At 43.9% G+C, this 16,777-nt stretch carries 19 protein-coding genes; 18 read left to right on the top strand and 1 reads right to left on the bottom strand.

Going from position 1 to position 16,777, the window contains the following annotated elements; translation table 11 throughout:
- The first annotated feature begins 1 nt into the window (after window position 1).
- The 7 genes from BTO30_RS15010 to BTO30_RS14980 all read left to right on the top strand — a co-directional run bounded on the left by BTO30_RS15010 (window position 2) and on the right by BTO30_RS14980 (window position 5,737).
- Window positions 2-892 carry a YqaJ viral recombinase family protein gene (locus BTO30_RS15010; RefSeq protein ID WP_075399518.1) on the top strand — a complete coding sequence of 297 codons (891 nt, stop codon included), beginning with the start codon at window positions 2-4 and terminating at the stop codon, window positions 890-892.
- Between the two features lie 137 nt (window positions 893-1,029).
- Window positions 1,030-1,920 (top strand): AAA family ATPase, encoded by an 891-nt coding sequence (locus BTO30_RS15005; protein WP_075399517.1) that lies wholly within the window; start codon window positions 1,030-1,032, stop codon window positions 1,918-1,920.
- Window positions 1,921-2,328, top strand: coding sequence for a zinc-finger-containing protein (locus BTO30_RS15000; RefSeq protein ID WP_075399516.1), 408 nt, complete (start codon window positions 1,921-1,923; stop codon window positions 2,326-2,328).
- Between the two features lie 40 nt (window positions 2,329-2,368).
- Window positions 2,369-2,833, top strand: a complete 465-nt coding sequence (locus BTO30_RS14995) for a DUF669 domain-containing protein (RefSeq protein WP_075399515.1) — start codon at window positions 2,369-2,371, stop codon at window positions 2,831-2,833.
- A gap of 20 nt (window positions 2,834-2,853) precedes the next feature.
- A complete protein-coding gene (locus tag BTO30_RS14990) occupies window positions 2,854-4,587 on the top strand; it encodes a DNA polymerase B (RefSeq protein WP_075399514.1) in 1,734 nt (577 codons plus the stop codon).
- 18 nt (window positions 4,588-4,605) lie between these two features.
- On the top strand, window positions 4,606-5,310 hold the full coding sequence (locus BTO30_RS14985) for a sigma-70 family RNA polymerase sigma factor (RefSeq protein WP_075399513.1): 705 nt from the start codon (window positions 4,606-4,608) through the stop codon (window positions 5,308-5,310).
- Window positions 5,311-5,386: 76 nt separating this feature from the next.
- Window positions 5,387-5,737 (top strand): hypothetical protein, encoded by a 351-nt coding sequence (locus BTO30_RS14980; protein WP_075399512.1) that lies wholly within the window; start codon window positions 5,387-5,389, stop codon window positions 5,735-5,737.
- Between the two features lie 168 nt (window positions 5,738-5,905).
- On the opposite strand, the gene BTO30_RS17285 is transcribed toward BTO30_RS14980, so the two are convergent.
- Window positions 5,906-6,076 (bottom strand): hypothetical protein, encoded by a 171-nt coding sequence (locus BTO30_RS17285; protein WP_158023609.1) that lies wholly within the window; start codon window positions 6,074-6,076, stop codon window positions 5,906-5,908.
- Between the two features lie 114 nt (window positions 6,077-6,190).
- On the opposite strand from BTO30_RS17285, the gene BTO30_RS14975 reads away from it, so the two are divergent.
- The 11 genes from BTO30_RS14975 (at window position 6,191) to BTO30_RS14925 (ending at window position 16,776) form a co-directional block, all read left to right on the top strand.
- The gene (locus BTO30_RS14975; RefSeq protein ID WP_075399511.1) at window positions 6,191-8,074 is read left to right on the top strand and encodes a phage/plasmid primase, P4 family; all 1,884 of its coding nucleotides are present in this window, start codon (window positions 6,191-6,193) and stop codon (window positions 8,072-8,074) included.
- 383 nt (window positions 8,075-8,457) lie between these two features.
- Window positions 8,458-8,904 (top strand): sigma factor-like helix-turn-helix DNA-binding protein, encoded by a 447-nt coding sequence (locus tag BTO30_RS14970; protein WP_075399510.1) that lies wholly within the window; start codon window positions 8,458-8,460, stop codon window positions 8,902-8,904.
- 10 nt (window positions 8,905-8,914) lie between these two features.
- Window positions 8,915-9,385, top strand: coding sequence for an ASCH domain-containing protein (locus BTO30_RS14965; protein WP_075399509.1), 471 nt, complete (start codon window positions 8,915-8,917; stop codon window positions 9,383-9,385).
- Between the two features lie 190 nt (window positions 9,386-9,575).
- The gene (locus tag BTO30_RS17755) at window positions 9,576-10,181 is read left to right on the top strand and encodes a hypothetical protein (RefSeq protein WP_245796510.1); all 606 of its coding nucleotides are present in this window, start codon (window positions 9,576-9,578) and stop codon (window positions 10,179-10,181) included.
- Between the two features lie 209 nt (window positions 10,182-10,390).
- The gene (locus tag BTO30_RS16930) at window positions 10,391-10,876 is read left to right on the top strand and encodes a hypothetical protein (protein ID WP_143331985.1); all 486 of its coding nucleotides are present in this window, start codon (window positions 10,391-10,393) and stop codon (window positions 10,874-10,876) included.
- Window positions 10,854-12,689, top strand: coding sequence for a phage terminase large subunit family protein (locus BTO30_RS14950; protein WP_075399508.1), 1,836 nt, complete (start codon window positions 10,854-10,856; stop codon window positions 12,687-12,689). Before BTO30_RS16930 ends, BTO30_RS14950 begins: the two co-directional genes overlap by 23 nt.
- Before the next feature lie 21 nt (window positions 12,690-12,710).
- Window positions 12,711-12,926 carry a peptidylprolyl isomerase gene (locus BTO30_RS14945; RefSeq protein WP_075399507.1) on the top strand — a complete coding sequence of 72 codons (216 nt, stop codon included), beginning with the start codon at window positions 12,711-12,713 and terminating at the stop codon, window positions 12,924-12,926.
- Between the two features lie 4 nt (window positions 12,927-12,930).
- Entirely contained in the window at window positions 12,931-14,361 is a 1,431-nt protein-coding gene (locus BTO30_RS14940) for a phage portal protein (RefSeq protein ID WP_075399506.1), read from the top strand.
- Window positions 14,348-14,971, top strand: coding sequence for an HK97 family phage prohead protease (locus BTO30_RS14935; protein WP_083632459.1), 624 nt, complete (start codon window positions 14,348-14,350; stop codon window positions 14,969-14,971). Before BTO30_RS14940 ends, BTO30_RS14935 begins: the two co-directional genes overlap by 14 nt.
- Window positions 14,961-16,418 (top strand): phage major capsid protein, encoded by a 1,458-nt coding sequence (locus BTO30_RS14930; protein WP_075399505.1) that lies wholly within the window; start codon window positions 14,961-14,963, stop codon window positions 16,416-16,418. The genes BTO30_RS14935 and BTO30_RS14930 overlap by 11 nt, the downstream gene beginning before the upstream one ends.
- Before the next feature lie 22 nt (window positions 16,419-16,440).
- Window positions 16,441-16,776: a DUF2190 family protein gene (locus BTO30_RS14925; RefSeq protein ID WP_075399504.1), complete on the top strand. Its 336-nt coding sequence runs from the start codon at window positions 16,441-16,443 to the stop codon at window positions 16,774-16,776.
- The last annotated feature ends 1 nt before the right edge of the window (window position 16,777 follow it).

Below are 16,777 nucleotides of genomic sequence, written 5' to 3'. Positions count from 1 at the left end.
TATGTTCACCAAAGCAGATAAAAACGTAACCGAGCATCGCGGTAAATTAGTTGGGGGATCGGATGTGCCGGCTATCCTTGGTATCAGCAAATTCGCCACGCAATATGAACTGGCACTCGATAAAACAGGAATCAAGCCGGCTGAATTTAAAGGCAATGAATATACCGAATACGGCAACGCTTTGGAGCCGCAGATTCGCGACTATATCAACGCATTAAACGAAACATATTTTCGTCCGGATACCCTCATCGATCGAACCAAAGGCATCCGGTCCAATACCGACGGATATGATCCGGAAGCGGGGCTGATTTTGGAAATCAAGACACATGGTAAAACGTTAAACATCAAACCGTATGTGGCGCAAATGCAACTGTACATGTACCAGTTCGAAGTACAGATCGGATGGCTGGCATTATATGAGCGGCCGGATAATTTCGATGTAGAGTTTGATCCGGAACGTCTGAAGATCGAAGTCATTGAACGAGATGACGAATATATCGAGCGCATTTTAAATGCAATTGAAACCTTCTGGATTCGGTGTGAATTTTTGAAAGACCGTCCGGATATGAACGCGACTGAATTTATGGCTATCGGTCAGAACGAAGTGACGGTGCTGATTGATAAACTTGCAGTCATGGAACGTGATCTGATGCAGTTTAAAGCACTGGAAGCGGAGTATAAGGATGCGAAGCAAAAACTGTATGACGCAATGGAAGAGTACGATATCAAGAAATTTGAAACAGACTTCATGACGATCACGCGCATTTTACCGACAACGTCGGAGACGTTTGACAGCACTAAATTTAAAAAAGAGCAGCCTGATGTTGCGGCACAGTATATGAAAACATCGAAGAAAAAAGGCTACGTCACTATCAAAGTAAAGGAAGCGTGAGGTCATGGGACAAGCGACGAAGCAGCCAAGTAAGGAAAACACACGTCTTTTACTCATTGCCCAAATGAAGCGATGTATTGAAATTTTGGAAAATGAGCCGGCTTATCCATCTTATTTATCAAGGAGGAAAATAACCAATGACACTCTTACCAAAAAATGAACCGAAGAAAACCATCGATACCCCACGAAACTTTTTCATATGGGGTGCGACGATGTCGGGCAAATCATACTTGGCATCTGAATTTCCGAACCCGGTCATTTTTAATACAGATGGGAATGCGGACGTAATTGAAACACCGTCGGTTGATTTGAAGAATGCACGAAATAAACAGACCGGCGCTATCGAATTTTCAGTCATCGATCAGCTAAACCAGCTGCTCATTGAATTGGAGCAGGGCGGTCATGGATTTGAAACAGTCGTCATCGATGTGGTGGATGACCTGGTCACATTGATTGAACAATTTATCTGTGAATCAAATGATGTGACATATATCGGAGATATTCCATACGGCAAGGGATTCGGTCTCTTTAAATCGTACTTCACTGCACTTGTTGTGAAATTGAAGTCGCTGCCGATGAACGTCATTTATGTTTCCCGGTATGCCACGGTAAATGAAAACAACGTTGAAAAGCCGATCCCGTCTCTTTCTCCTAAACACGTAAATGTAGTAAATGGGAACTGTGATTTGAATATCATGACGCAAAAGATCGGCAAAAAGCACCTTCGCCGTGTGGTGGATCGTCGGAAAAATTATCAGCGCGACTGGATTCAGGACGAACGCATTTTGAACATCCTGGACAGCGTGGTCGGTGCCTTTGACAAATCGCAGAGTGCGACGAAAGAAGAGGCGACTAAACTCGTATCAGATTCAGAAAGCAACGAACACGCGAAAGCTGAAGCACTTGCAGTCGAAAATCAGCCGGCACCTGAACCGAAAGCTGAAACAAAAGTGGAGCCACCAAAAGTCGAAGGTCCGACGCCAAAAACAGCACAGCCGCGCGCACCACGTCCGCCACGGGTGAAGTAAATGATTTGCCCATATTGCCAGAAAGAAGCTGGATTTCTTTCCAGCAAAGAATATTACGGAACCGATTATGGAACCAACCTGTATGTGTGTCGCGCTTGCGATGCACGGGTTGGCACCCATAAAAGTTCAAAAAGAGCGTTGGGCACGATGGCAAATGCAACATTGCGTGATCTGCGAAAAAAGTGTCACCTTCTATTTGATCGAATGTGGAAAAGCAATGAAGTGAGCAGGTCGGGCGCTTATATTTGGCTGCAGGGAGCAATGAACCTGCCCAGTGAAAAAGCGCACATCGGTATGTTTGATGAAGAGCAGTGTAAAAAGCTCCTTCACGTTTTGAAGGAAAAGCGTATTGCTGACTTAAAACAAAAAGGCCGAGAGCATGCAGATCGCTTGAAAATTTCTGAATAACTTACAAAACTAAACCATTAAACAAAGGAGTTTTCCTGTTATGAACTTAAAAGAATTAGCTGCCAAAATGGCGTCCGAAGGATTTGATCCCAAAACAGCTGTTGTTGACCAGGATGATTATAATTTCCCGGATGGTGTATATGATGTCGTGGTCGAAAGCGTGGAGCACCGTGTCAGCGACAAAGGAACGGAATGGATTTCAATTGCCCTTGAAATTCTGAATGAAGGCTATGAGAAGCGAAAGTATTTCGCCAATTACTGGCTGACGGAAAAATCACTCGAGCGCACGATCAAGCGATTGTGGGCAGACGCGGAGCAGGTTTTCGGTGTTGAAATTACGATTGAAGATATCGGCAACATCGAAACAGACTTTGTTGAAAAAATGCAGTCGGCGCTTGGTATGCAGCTAGAGCTTGATCTGAAAACCAGCCGGTACAAAGATAAAAAAACGAACGAGCAGAAAGAATGGCAGAACTTTAAATTATCCGTTCAGACACCGTTTTAATCCGGAAAGGGTGATCAACCATGTTCACAGTCTATGACATTGAAGTGTTCCCGAATGACTGGATGATCGTCTTTCTGGATACGGAGACCGGCGATATTGAACGAATTCACAACGATAAAGAGGCGCTGATGAGCAAAATTCAGCGCCTTTCTTCTCAAATTTTAGTCGGCTATAACAATTATTTTTACGACGACATTATCCTGGCCGGACTGATTAAGGGAGATGGACCGTATGAACTCACGCAGAAAATCTTCCGGAAAGAGTGGATCAGCCATCGCTTAAATATGGTCACGCTGGATGTGATGCAGGAAGTGCGGCAAGGGTTATCACTGAAAGAAGCCCAGGCAAACATGGGCATGGACATCGTGGAAACACCGGTTGATTTCGAAAAGGAAGAACTGACTCCGGAAGAAGTAGAGCGTGTCTTTCAATACTGCGAAAATGACGTTCGGACCACGGCGAATCTGTTCCAGAAGCGGGAAGCCTACTTCACATCGAAATTTGAAATTGTCGATACGTTTAAACTGCAGGTGTCAGCTGTGAAGAAGACACGAGCCTCTTTATCAGCAGCCGTACTAAAAGCGAAAAAGCCAATGAAAAAAAACGGATGGAATGCGAATCCGGACGATCGTCTTCATCTGACATTTGACAAGCGGCTGAAATTAATGGAACTTCCGGCTGAAATCGTTGAGTTTTATAAAAATATCGAAATGGCCTTCAATCATGGTGAAAAACCGGAGGTGCTGGAGAAAGAAAAACTGGACGTAGAAATCAGCGGCGTGCCGCACACATTCGGTTTCGGGGGACTGCACGGGGCGCGGGAGAATTTTAAGCATGAAGGCGATATGCTGCAGATCGATGTTTCGTCTTTTTATCCGGCGCTGATGATTAATAACGGATTTATCAGCCGGCGGGCCAAATCGCCAGAACTGTTTCGACAACTATACCAGGACCGGCTGAGATTAAAGGGTGTCAAAGACCCGAAGCAGGAAGTATACAAAATCGTGCTCAACGCCACGTTTGGCGCGTCAAAGAACGCCTTCAATGATTTATATGATCCGCGGCAGTTTAACCAGACCACGATGAACGGCCAACTGATTATGACACATTTACTTCTTCTGCTTCAGCCGTTTTGTGAGCTGATTCAGTCGAATACCGACGGAATTATCGTTTCGTATGACAGGGAGATGCGCGGCATGATCGATGAAGTCGTGAAACGCTTCGGTGTTCATTATGAATTGACGCTCGATGTGGATGAGGTCGCGAAAATCGCCCAGCGCGACGTGAACAATTATGTGGTCCAGTTTGCGGATGGATCCATTAAAACGAAAGGTTGCTTTCGCCAGCATGAAGACGGCGACTGGGAGAGAAACTCATTCGCCATCGCCGACAAAGCGCTCACTGATTTTTATATGTACGGGACGCCGGTGCAAAAAACAGTTATCGATTCTTTCAAGACAGGCAGGCTGGATCTGTTTCAGATCGTCACAAAAACAGGCAAGTTTGACGGCATGGTGTGGGAGCGCAATGGTCAAATGGAGCCAATTCAAAAAGTCAATCGCCTGTTTGCGTCAACGGACCGATCAAGCGGTAGCGTGTATAAAGTGAGAAATACATCCGGGACTGACAAGCTTCATAAAGTGGCCGGGGCCCCTGAAAAGGCATTGGTGTGGAATGAAGCGATTGATGCATTAAATAAGAGATTCATTGATTTGAACTGGTATGTCAAAACGATACAAGGAATGATTTTTTGAAAAGGATGGTGTGTTGATGTGGAAGCAGCAAAAGTAATTTCAGAAGCGCGGCTGATCGATGGAGAAATGATGACGATTGAAGATATTCTTGAGAAAAAAGGGTCATTGATGGGCTTTTTCGCAAAGAAATATTCGATACCTGGAAAGCGTGTCGGGTTGGATCGGGACGACATAATGAGTCTGATAAGAGAAGCACTTCTAACGGCTTTTGATGAATATCAGCCAGAGGCAGGTTTTAAGTTTTCAACCATTTGGGGCATAAGTGTACGAAATAAGGTTTTCTTGGAAATTCGTAAAAATGAAAAGTTGTATATGCCTCATCATGCTTACGTAATGGCGATTGAAGTCAAGTCCAGTCTTGATGAAAACGTGACGGTTGAAAAGCTCGTTTCAAAACATAAATGTGCTCCCCGAACAGCGAAGGCGGTCCTTCGCCATGTAAGAGCACACTATGATTCATTAGATGAACCGATCGCCGGCAGTGAAGGTTTGACCGTCGAAAATTTACTTTCAACTGATGATGACGAGTCCTCAATTATAGTACGTGACTTTTTGAGTCATTTGTCAGGCGAACTTTTGTTAATTTTAAATTATCGATATCAGGGCAAAACGTATAGAGAAATTGGCGTAATCATTAATAAAAGCCGGTCCTATGTGTATGAAAAAGTGAAGGAGTTAAAAGAGCTTTGGCTGGAGTATGAACAGGAAGAGGTTACTCAATAAGCATATGAAGGGTTGCTCGGCTGCGTCCCTTTTATGACGAATTTGAATCAAAATATGTGGAAACGAGGTTTATTAAATGGATGAAGTTAAAAAGTGTGACCATCGAGAAGCTATTAAAATGCTTTTCAAAGGTGCGTATGTGTTCACTAGAACAGAAAACCATATCTATCAATACCGAAAAGGATGTCGCAAGTGTAATAAGGCGATGAAAGACGGTAATTTCTGTAGTCAATGCGGAAGTAAATTAACTGAAAAGATGAATGTGCGAGTGGGTACAGAAGTAACGAATTTTCGCCTGCGTTACTTCGGCGATGAACTTTACATGGAGACAATGGGTCCGAAAGAAAGATTCTTCGGCGAGCGTAAGAAGTGTACATTCACACTCGAATTCTTCATGAAACAAAAACATTGGAGTTGGATTTGGTAATAATCAATCCGACCATTATGCGGCGCAGAAGACATAGATGAAATAATAATATTCGACGAAAAAAAGGGATAAATTATTATTTTATTTATATGAGGCCGACATTGGTCCCTTAGACAAGGAGCAATGCCGACCTCAATGAATGTGCCGTCCATGAACAGTCCATGACGGCTAAAATATTTTGTTTTGTGAATCCCTAACCCATTTTTTGAGTTTTTTGATCAGACGTTTCTTCCATCGTTTCTTAAGCTTTTTGGTGCTTTTTTTAATTATTTTCGATAACTTCTTGATTCTGTTCAAAACAGTTTTTGTAATAATGACAAGTACAACTAAAATGTCCATTGTTTCATCCTCCTTTTATATAAGAGGACGGACATTCATTGAGATTGCCTAAGAAACTGTTAGAAACTGTCTATTCAGGATTTTATCACAGAAGAAAGGAGGGAACAATCGTTAATGGGCCAATCTAACAAAAAATCTTCTATTCTTAAATACATCGAACTGGACGGCAAAGTGCCGAAACACTCTTTTGATATTTTTAGCACCGATCACACCAATTACAAAGACGCCGGCGTAATCTTAAACACGAAATTGGTCGTTGTGGATTTCGACGAACGGTCAAAGGCTGCGGATGTCATCTTCGACACGTATCCGACGTTAAAAGTACATACGTCCCGCGGCTTTCACCTGTGGTATAAGCGCCCGACGACGGAGCAGATCAGCACACCCATCCGGAACTATACCGGGAAGCTCACGGTTGGCGGTGTAAAAGTTGATTATAAGACCGGTACCAAGTCACAGGCGACGATTAAACAGAATGGACAGCTGCGGAAGATGGAAAACGATCATCTATTGTACGATTTAGATTCTCTTCCGGAGCTGCCATTGCTTCTGTGGCCGTCCAAATTAAAACATGACCTGTTGGGTCTCAAAGAACATCAGGGACGAAATTCAGCCCTATACAGTCATTTGCTGACATCTGCCGAACAATATGCACTGGATAAAGAGACACTTGAGACATTAGCGGGATTCATCGATCATTACGTGTTCGCGGATCCGATGGGTGACGAAGCCATGACTGTTCTTCAGTCTGTGCTCGAGAAAAAGCCGGTCAAGAAAAAAGAAAAATATCTCGATGCCAAAGACATGGTCATGACCAGTGAAGTGCTGACCGAACGCCTCGACATCCATTATTATTCCGGCCGGCTTTTCTTCAAACAAAAAGACCGGTATATCACCGATGACAATAAACTGCTGCGGGAAATTGACCAGCACATTCAGCTGAAGCCATCGAATCATAAGCAGCTGCTTGACCTGTTTAAAATCAAGGCATCGCTCGTGGAAGACGGGGATTTTCCGGTGATGCTTCCAGGTGGGTATGTCATTGATGAAGGCGAAGTCATTCAGATTGATGCCGGCTTCACGCCATACTTTCTCGATGCCCGGTACGATGAGCAGGCGTATGACAAAGACGTGGATGATTTTCTTAATTTCTTAGCGAAAGGCAGGAAAGATTTAAGGACCGTTATCGAAGAAATGCTTGGCCACATTCTCATGACGAAAGGATTTCCACATAAAGTGTTTTTTCTTTATGGCCCGAGTGCCTATAACGGAAAATCGACTTTCATCAAAATGGTCAAACGCTTCACAGACAGCCTTCACACCGGCGTGCCACTCGACAAATTCGACGATGACACATCCATATACAGCCTGGTCGGAAAGCTTGTAAACATTGCCGATGATATTAATGCTTCATACCTGGACAAGTCATCAAATTTCAAGACGCTGGCATCCGGGGATCCGGTCATGGTCCGACCGATATATTCGGCAGCCACGATGGTCGAAAATCGTGCGACACTCGTGTTTACTTGTAACGAGATGCCCATGTTCCGGGATAAGTCCGGGGGCGTGGCCAGACGGATCGTTGTCATTCCATGCGATAACAAAGTGACCAAGAAAGACATTCACATCGACGAAAAGCTGTCTACGGTCAATGCAAAGTCCTATCTGTTACGCCTGGCATTGGAAGGCGCTGCCCGTATCCGTGGGAACGGCGGTCACTTGACGGAATCCGAAACGATCAACCAGCAGACGGAGGAATATTTCATTTCATCGGACAGTGCCCTTTCTTTCTTGCAGAACTATGACGCGGAGATTGAAGGGAAAAAAACACGCGATATTTATGCAATGTATGTGGCTTATTGTGAGGATGAAGGCCTGAAAGCGTCCGGCAGCACCGAGTTCGGCCGGCGAATGAAGAAGGCTGGTTGGGAGTCAAAGCAAAAGAAAATTGATGGGAAAAATGTACGTATTTATGCAAGGGATCAAAGTGAGGAGTAACAGATAAGGTACCGGGATGCACCTTAATATTTGTTACCTTAATCAAACACAGTATTTTCAAGGGTTGAGCACGTTTTTTCTAAAATTAAAGGTAACAGATGTATTTTTCGATCTGTTACCGTAACAAACCCTTATTATATATAGTTTTATCTCTTATTTATTTTTTAAGTAACAAATAATAATAGATATTAGTATAAAAAACAAAAAAAAAGAAGAAGAGATAAAAAAAGAAAAATATAAAAAGGATGAGCAAAATATCTGTTACCTGCTACCGGATCGTGTTGAAGCGCTGATATAAAAGGATTTTGAGGTAGCAAAAGAACTGTTACGATCCTGTTACTACATTTGTTACCGACATAAAAAAAGAAAGGGCGTGCTGAAACATGGAGATTATGAAAAACTATGCAGATCTTGTGCGGCAGATCGATGTGATCCAGCTCCAGATAGAAATGCTGCAGGTGGATCGGGATTTTTGGTACGGCCGTAATTTTGGCGTTGAAGGCAGGCTGCCATTCACTGGACGAGGCGCACAGGAATATGGCATTCAAGTGGCTGCTGAAAATACAGATCGAATTAATGTGAAAATAAATAAACTGCAGGAGCAATTGGATTTCTGCCTGCAGCTGAAAGAAGAAATGGATGACAGTATTAATGCACTGAATGGGCTGGCATATCGTATTGCCCGCATGCGCTTCATTGAAGATAAATCTTATCAGGAAATAGCCAAGGAGCTTGGCTATTCATATGGCTACATTCGTAAAGTCGTATCAAAAGCCAATAAGGAACGGCATGACCAGAATAGCCAGAGTGATCCCGATTATATCCAATAAGGAGTGAATTATGAAAGCTATCACTATTAAACAGCCGTGGGCGACACTCATTGCATTAGGAGAAAAGAGATTTGAAACACGTTCATGGCAGACAAAGTATAGAGGTCAGATTGCTATACATGCAGGCAAGTCGATTGATAAAGAGGCTTGTGAAGATACGTGGATTAAAAGCACGTTAGCGGAACATGGCATCAGATCGTATAAAGATTTGCCGACAGGCGCCGTATTAGCAATAGCGGAAATTCAAGATTGCCACAAAGTAGTTACTAACTTTTGCAATCAGATTGCCATTACAACCGGTCCTGGTATAAGCGGATTAGAAATTAAATTCGGCGACTATACAGAAGGCCGTTTTGCCTGGGAATTAGACAATATAAAAACATTACCTTCACCAGTTGATGCTAAAGGGAAATTGAGTTTGTGGGAGTGGGATCATGCCGATGAAGCAAAAAGAGGTAACAAAGAGGGAACAGCTTTATAGACAATATGCGTATATACTGTAAGTAAGCCAATGTAATAGGCTGACCCATATTGATCCAAACTGTTTCATCCTCCTTTTTCGCCCCGGCATTGGTGTCGGGGTCTTTTGTTTGTCGATATTTGTCGAGCGATTTTTGTAGGATAATTACCTTTTTCCTAGAATTATGCAGGAGAAAGGGAGAGTGAGGAAAATGATATTTACAATTGATGTATCAGAAACTATTTATACATCACACAGATTAAAAAAAGATGGAACTTTTAAGGAATTTAAAGGTGATGAACAGGATGTTCACGAAGATGATATGATCTTTGAAAGCTATTATGATGCTAAGTCCTGGGTCGATAAAACAAAGCACATTGACCTTGATGGAAAGCAAACTGAAGTTAATCCTGTAGTATCCAATTTAATGGATCCTGTAGTCTCGGTTCGTCCGCATCGAACAGGAAAGCCAATAAAGAATTTTATTACTGAAGAAGATTTGGAAAAAGTCCTAATTGAAGGTGATGATAACTATAATAATTCATTGGTGATTGACTTTAATGGGAACCTCCATTTGAAGCGATTCAATGACGCAAAACATGGCCCTTATGCTGTTCGTTTCGAAACATTCGTAGCTGGAAATGGATATGTAGGTTCGGCGAGCAGTTTAAGTCACACAGAGAACACTTACCTTAGTTTATTAGACGGTTGGTTAAGTCACCTAAAAGGGCACGATAAAGTATACAGGGATTACCCAAGTAGTAAATCTAAAGAACAGCTCTTACAGGAAATACAAATTGCTTTAAACGATTTATAATTCAAGCACCTTCACCAGAGGGTGCTTTTTCTTATGCAGTCGAGAAATCGGCGACGCTACTGGGTTGACGGGTCCTTCTGAGGGGGATGACCCTATGCGGGTCTGCGAGGCCCCGAAATTCTCCTCCATAAAATAAAAAAATTCGACTTCGGAACTTCGGAATTGAGGTGATTGATTTGTATGGGTATAAAGAACTGGGTGGCGTTGTGGTGGTATCAACAAAACAGCTGGTTGAATTGCTTGAGATTAGCGACAGGACGCTGACGGATTGGAAAAGGCAAGGATTGACGCAGCACAGTAGAGGCTGGTGGGATTTGAAGCACGTACTCAAATGGAGAGGACTCATTTACAATGATGATTCCGAAGAGAACAAGGCTGTAAATCTTCAGAAAAAGAAATTAGAAGCCGAAATTGCATTTAAGGAAGCCCAATCCGATCTTTCAAGGCTTAAAGCCGATATTGCGAATGGAAAATACATTGATAAGGAAATTGCCGAGGCAGAATTGTCTCGGTTTTTCCTTATCTTTAAAAAATCAGCTATGTCTTTGTCTCGAAAGCTGGCATCCGAAGTTGGACCTTATGTAGAACCGCTGGAAGCCAGAAGAATTGAGAAGATGCTGGCAGATACAATAAACGATGCGTTGGAACAGATGAGTGTGGACGGTGTTTATCATGCGAAAAAGAAAAGAGCATAATTGGCCGGACTTTATCAAGCAGCCCCTTCGCTATTTGAAACCGCCTGAAAATTTAACTGTAAGTGAATGGGCCGTGAAATACCGTGTTTTGGATGGAAAGTCATCGGCAATCCCTGGAAAATGGAGCAATGATGTCACTCCTTATCTTAATGACATCATGAATGAATTTAATAATGTCGAAACAGAAGAAATTGTATTCGTAAAACCGACACAGGTTGGCGGCACAGAAGCGTTGCATAATATGCTGGGCTACGTTATTATGCAAGATCCGAATCCGGCCATGATCGTCTACCCGACAGATACATTAGCGGAAAGTGTTTCGGAAAACCGGATTCAGCCGATGCTACGTGTTTCGCCGGAATTAAAAAAGAAATTCATTGAAGCGGGATCGAGCAGACTGGAATTGCAGTGCGAAGGCATGTACATCACATTGAGCGGGGCCAACTCTCCATCTTCTCTTTCCAGTAAGCCGATTCGTTTTCTTTTTCTGGATGAAGTCGATAAATATCCCGGTGCCAGCAAAAAAGAAGCAGACCCGATCAAGCTTGCCCGCGAGCGGACAAAAACGTTTCCGAACAAGAAAATTTTTCTAACGTCAACGCCAACTTTAAAAACAAATCACATCTGGAAAGCAAAAGAAAACGCGGATGTGGTGAAACATTATAAAGTTCCGTGTCCTCACTGCGGCGAATACATCGAATTGAAAATGCAAAATATTCGCTGGCCAAAAAAAGACGGCATGAGCAATGTAGACCGTGCGGAATTTGCCAATTATGTCTGTCAGGAATGTGGCTGCATCATCACCGATCAGCACAAGCCGCAAATGCTACGGTTTGGGCGGTGGGAAGTTGTTGAGAAGCGGACGGAATTCCCCCGGAAAGTCGCCTACTGGATGAATACTCTGTATTCGCCGTTTGTGCGGTTCGGTGAAATTGCGAAAGAGTATTTGACCACGAAGGATGATCCTGAAGCGTTTCAGAATTTTATTAACTCGTGGCTGGCCGAACCGTGGGAAGACACGAAAATGAAAACGAATGCTGATATGGTTATGGAAAGACAGACTGATCATGAAGAATTTGAAGTGCCGGACTGGGCGGTTATGCTGACGGGCGGTGTCGATGTGCAGGAAACGAGCCTTTATTGGACAATCCGTGCATGGGGGCCGTATTTAACGAGTCAGAACATTGCGCATGGTCAGGCGATGAGTTTCCGTGAAATCGAAAACATCATGAACGTTGAATATAAGAATCGGAGCGGCGAAGCGTTCATGGTCAATCTTTGCGGCGTCGATTCCGGCGACCAAACGGATGATGTATATGATTTTTGTGCGACAAACAGCGAATGGGCGATCCCAGTCAAAGGGGTGGCGAATAGCTATGCTCATTTTAAAATAAGCACGATCAACAAAGTTTCTTCCCGTGCTCATGGAACCCGCCTTTTACTTGTCGATGGTGGTAAGTATAAGGATATGATCGCTTCACGGCTGCAAAAAAAGAACGGACAAGGCTCTTGGATGGTGTACAAAGACTGTGACCGGGAATATGCCGAACAGGTGACTGCGGAACACCGGGTCAATGTGAAAACAAGCGGTGGGCGAAATGCTCAGCGCTGGGTACCGAAGACGACGCATGCTGACAACCATTATCTTGACTGCGAAGTATACGCTCTTGCAGCAGCAGATGTTTTGAACGTCCGGACCATTCATTTAATGCAAGAGGATGAAGATGCCGATAAAAAACCGGTTGAGCATCCACAAAATACTGATGCGATGAATTTCAATGATTCGTGGCTTGGGAAAAATAAATGGCTGTAAAATTGTAGGGGGTGATAATGAATGACATTGGAAGAACAACTGCAACAGGTGAATGAAGCGATTACGGCCATTGAAGTGGGCGGTCAAGAATACTGGATTGAAGGCCGGCGTTTAAGAAGAGCTGACTTGGATCTATTGTATAAAAGACAAAAACAGCTCCTGGCACAAATCAATTATGAAAACAATCCGGGATCAGTATTTCCAAATACATCTGTAAGTGTTTTTGACAGGAGGTAAAAAGATGGGATGGCTTGATAAAGCGATCGCACTAGTTTCACCGGAATCAGCTTATCGTCGTGAGGCATGGCGGAAAGCGTACGAAGAAATTCGAAACTATGACGCCGGCGCAAATGATCATCTAAATGCCGGGTGGCGTGTAGTGAATGCGACCGCCGAACAAACAGATAGCGTTTATCGAGAAACAATTAGGGCAAGAGCGCGTGATCTTGAACGTAATTCGGATATTCAGGAAAGTATTGTTGGTGCTTTTGAGCGAAACGTCGTCGGCAATGGATTTAAGCTACAGGCGAAAACAACTGATGAAGAGCTGAACGAAACGATTGAAAAACTCTGGAAAGAATGGTGCAAACCTCGAAACTGTGACGTGACAGCCCAACAAAGCTTTAATGAAATGTGCCGCATGTCCGTTCGACGAAAGAAAGTCGATGGCGGTATCTTTATAATCAAGCGGTATACGCGAGGCGGTATTGTTCCTTTCACCTTGCAGCTGCGGGAAGTGGATGATTTAGACACGATGCAGCAAAGTAGAAGCGGGAGAATCATTAACGGCATCGAGTACAATGAATTTAATAGACCGATTGCCTATTATTTTAAAAACTATGACATTCATGGTTTCTATTCCGGAAAATCAGACCGGATCGAAGCGGATGATGTCATTTTTTTATGGAACAAAAAGCGTCCGTCTCAAATTCGTGAAATGTCGGAAATGTCCCCGACGATCAGTCGAATCCGCGACACAAATTCATACATGGAAGCCGTGAGCGTGAAAGAACGGGTTGCGGCCTGCTTGTCTGTTTTTATTAAGCGGCAAGATCCGACAACAGGCGGAATTGGGCGGCAGGGCAGATCAGGAACGACTGCTGCTGGATATGAAGGCAAAACACTCAGTCCAGGAATGATCATGGAATTGAATCCGGGCGACGATGTTGTAGCCGTGAATCCACCGGCTCAAGGAGCAAGCGCCGCTGATTTTGTCCGCCTGCAGCAACGATTGACCGGGAGCGGGCAGGGGATTTCATATGAAGCTACAGCTCGTGACATGTCACAAGTCAATTACAGCAGTGCCCGCCAGGGATTGCTGGAAGACTTCAAAACGTACCAAATTGAACAACAGTATTTAATTGACCACATGCTTTCCGAAATATATGAAACGTTTTTGATTTCCGCTGTTTTGAGCGGTGCAATTTCCATCAAAGATTTTTGGAGCAATAAAAATGAATACTTGAACCATGAATGGGTATCACCTGGAATGAAGTGGATTGATCCTATAAAAGAAGCAAATGCCAATAAAGTGTCGCTTGAAACGAATCAGACGACGCTTGCTGAAATCGCTGCATCTGCTGGCCACGACTGGAAGGAGGTGGTGGATCAGCGGGCGAGAGAAATTGACTACATGAAAAAGAAGGGGGTGATTGAGGATGACGAAGGATAAGGTAATGCAGCTAAATCGTGATGCCGCCATTGATTTTCGGGCGGTCGATGAAGTAAAAAGGCAAGTTGAATTGAGTTTTTCTTCTGAAGAACCATATGAGCGATGGTTCGGACTTGAAATTTTAAGTCATTCAGAAGGGTCAATGGATTTATCCCGCCTCAATGAAATTGGATGCCTGCTGTATAACCATTCACGAGACAAAGTGATCGGCCGCATCGATAAAGCATGGACGGAAAATGGACGCGGTAAAGCGCTTGTCACATTCGATGAGGATGCGGACAGCGATGTAATTTATCAAAAAGTTAAAAGCGGCACATTAAAGGGTGTCAGCGTCGGCTATCGCGTTGATAGCTGGGAAGAAGTCGCGGCAGGAAAAACATCCAGCGATGGTCGTTTTACTGGTCCATGCAGCATTGCGCTGAAATGGCTGCCGTTTGAAATTTCGGTCGTGTCCATCCCGGCAGATGCAACGGTCGGCGTCGGCAGAGAGATGGAGATTCCGTTTTCGAATACTTCTGCTCCAGCGGAGCGTTCGGAACCAAAATCTATTTATTTTAAACAATTGCAGTTAAACAATAATTTTATTGGAGGTTTCCAAGATGAATCTTAAAGAAAAATTAGCACGCCAGAAAGCTATTCTTGATAAAGCAAAAGCAGAACAACGTGATTTATCAGCTGAAGAGCAGCGCGAATTTGATCAGTTGCAGACGGCCATCGAAGCGATGCGGGACGCTGAACCCGATCAGCAGCAACAAAAATCGGGTCCAATCAACGTAGAAGATATTCAGCGCCAGGCGATGGAAGTGGAGCGTCAGCGTACGCTTGATATCGGCAATCTGTGCCGCAGCTTTGGTTATGATGCAGATGAATATATTAAATCCGGCAAAACAATTGATGAGGTTCGGGCGCTCATCCTTGAAAAACAGATTCAGGAAAAAGCACCGTCAAGCGTTGGAGTTATTCGGGATGAAGGAGACAAATTCCGTGATGCCGCACGTGATGGCTTGGCCCTTCGCGTAGGACTAGATGTTGAAAAGCCGGTGGGTGGCGCGAATGATTTTCGCAATATGTCACTGCGCGAATTGGCAATTGAGTCCCTTCGCCTGGAAGGCGTGGCAAACGCTTCTCGTCTCAGCAATGATGATATTCTACGCCAGTATATGACACCGACAAGCTTATTTACCGGTATCATGGACCAAACGGCGCGCACAGTTTTTGAAAAAGCATACACAGATGCTCAGACAACATATCAAATTTGGACAAAGAGAGGCACATTGCGCGACTTCCGTCCGACTAAAACATATACAGTGGGTACTGCCGGCGAGCTATTACAGGTGCCGGAAAACGGTGAATTGAAGCACGATATGGTCAATGCGGAAGAAGGACCACAACGCCAGCTTCTTACATTCGGCCGTCAATTTTCTATGTCTCGTCAAGCGTTCATTAATGACGATGTTGATTTTATTTCGACAATGCCGGCTCTTTATGCTCAATCAGCTCGTCTGGGTATTAATCGTCTTGTGTATCAGCTTCTTGCAAAGAACCCTGCGATTTGGGATGGTAAACAGCTATTCCATGCGGAGCACGGTAACATTTCAGGTGTTGCGTCTGCACCAAATGTAGAATCCGTGTCTGATATGCGTATTAAAATGCGGAATCAAAAAGCCGTGGGCGGAGACGTAAAAATGAACATTCCGGCACGGTTCATGATTGTACCGACTGCTTTAGAAACAGTAGCGGGTCAATTTATCGGTTCTACTGTGGACCCCGCTCAAACGAATCCGAATATCAAAAATCCATTCTTTAACTCTTTTACAATCGTCAGCGATGCGGAATTGGATGATGCGACGGCCAATGGCGGAAAAGAATGGTATCTCACTTCTGACCAATTGCGCAGCCCGATTCAAGTAGATTTCTTAAACGGAGTCGACATGCCGACCATTGTGATGAAACAGCCGCCAGCTGGACAGCTCGGTTACATGTGGGATATTTACATTGACTACGGTGTTACGATTGTCGATTACAAAACAGCTGTTAAAAACAACGGCGCTGTATAATTAACGAAAGGTGGAAAGTAAAATGTTAAATAATCCTAAAACAAGTTACATTCATCGCGGCGAAACGATTGATTATAAAAATAATGGTACTGCTGAAATTAAATCAAACGATGTCGTTGGCCTTGCAACACGCATTGGTGTGGCAGGGTGCGACATTCCTGTTGGATCCGCCGGTAGTGTACATGTTATTGGAGTGTTTGATTTACCGGCTGTGACAACAGAAGCATTTACAGTGGGACAAGCTGTATATTGGGATGGAACAGCTCTTAGTTCAAATGCTACGGGTACTGTTCCAGCTGGGTGGATTATAGAAGCAAAAGCAGCGGCTGGAGCTGTTGCTCGATTGAAAATCGGATAAA

Source organism: Domibacillus antri, assembly GCF_001936625.1.
In the GTDB taxonomy this organism is placed as follows: domain Bacteria; phylum Bacillota; class Bacilli; order Bacillales; family Domibacillaceae; genus Domibacillus; species Domibacillus antri.
The sequence above is the reverse complement of the archived record's forward strand: the minus strand, read 5'-3'. Positions and strand labels throughout refer to the sequence as shown.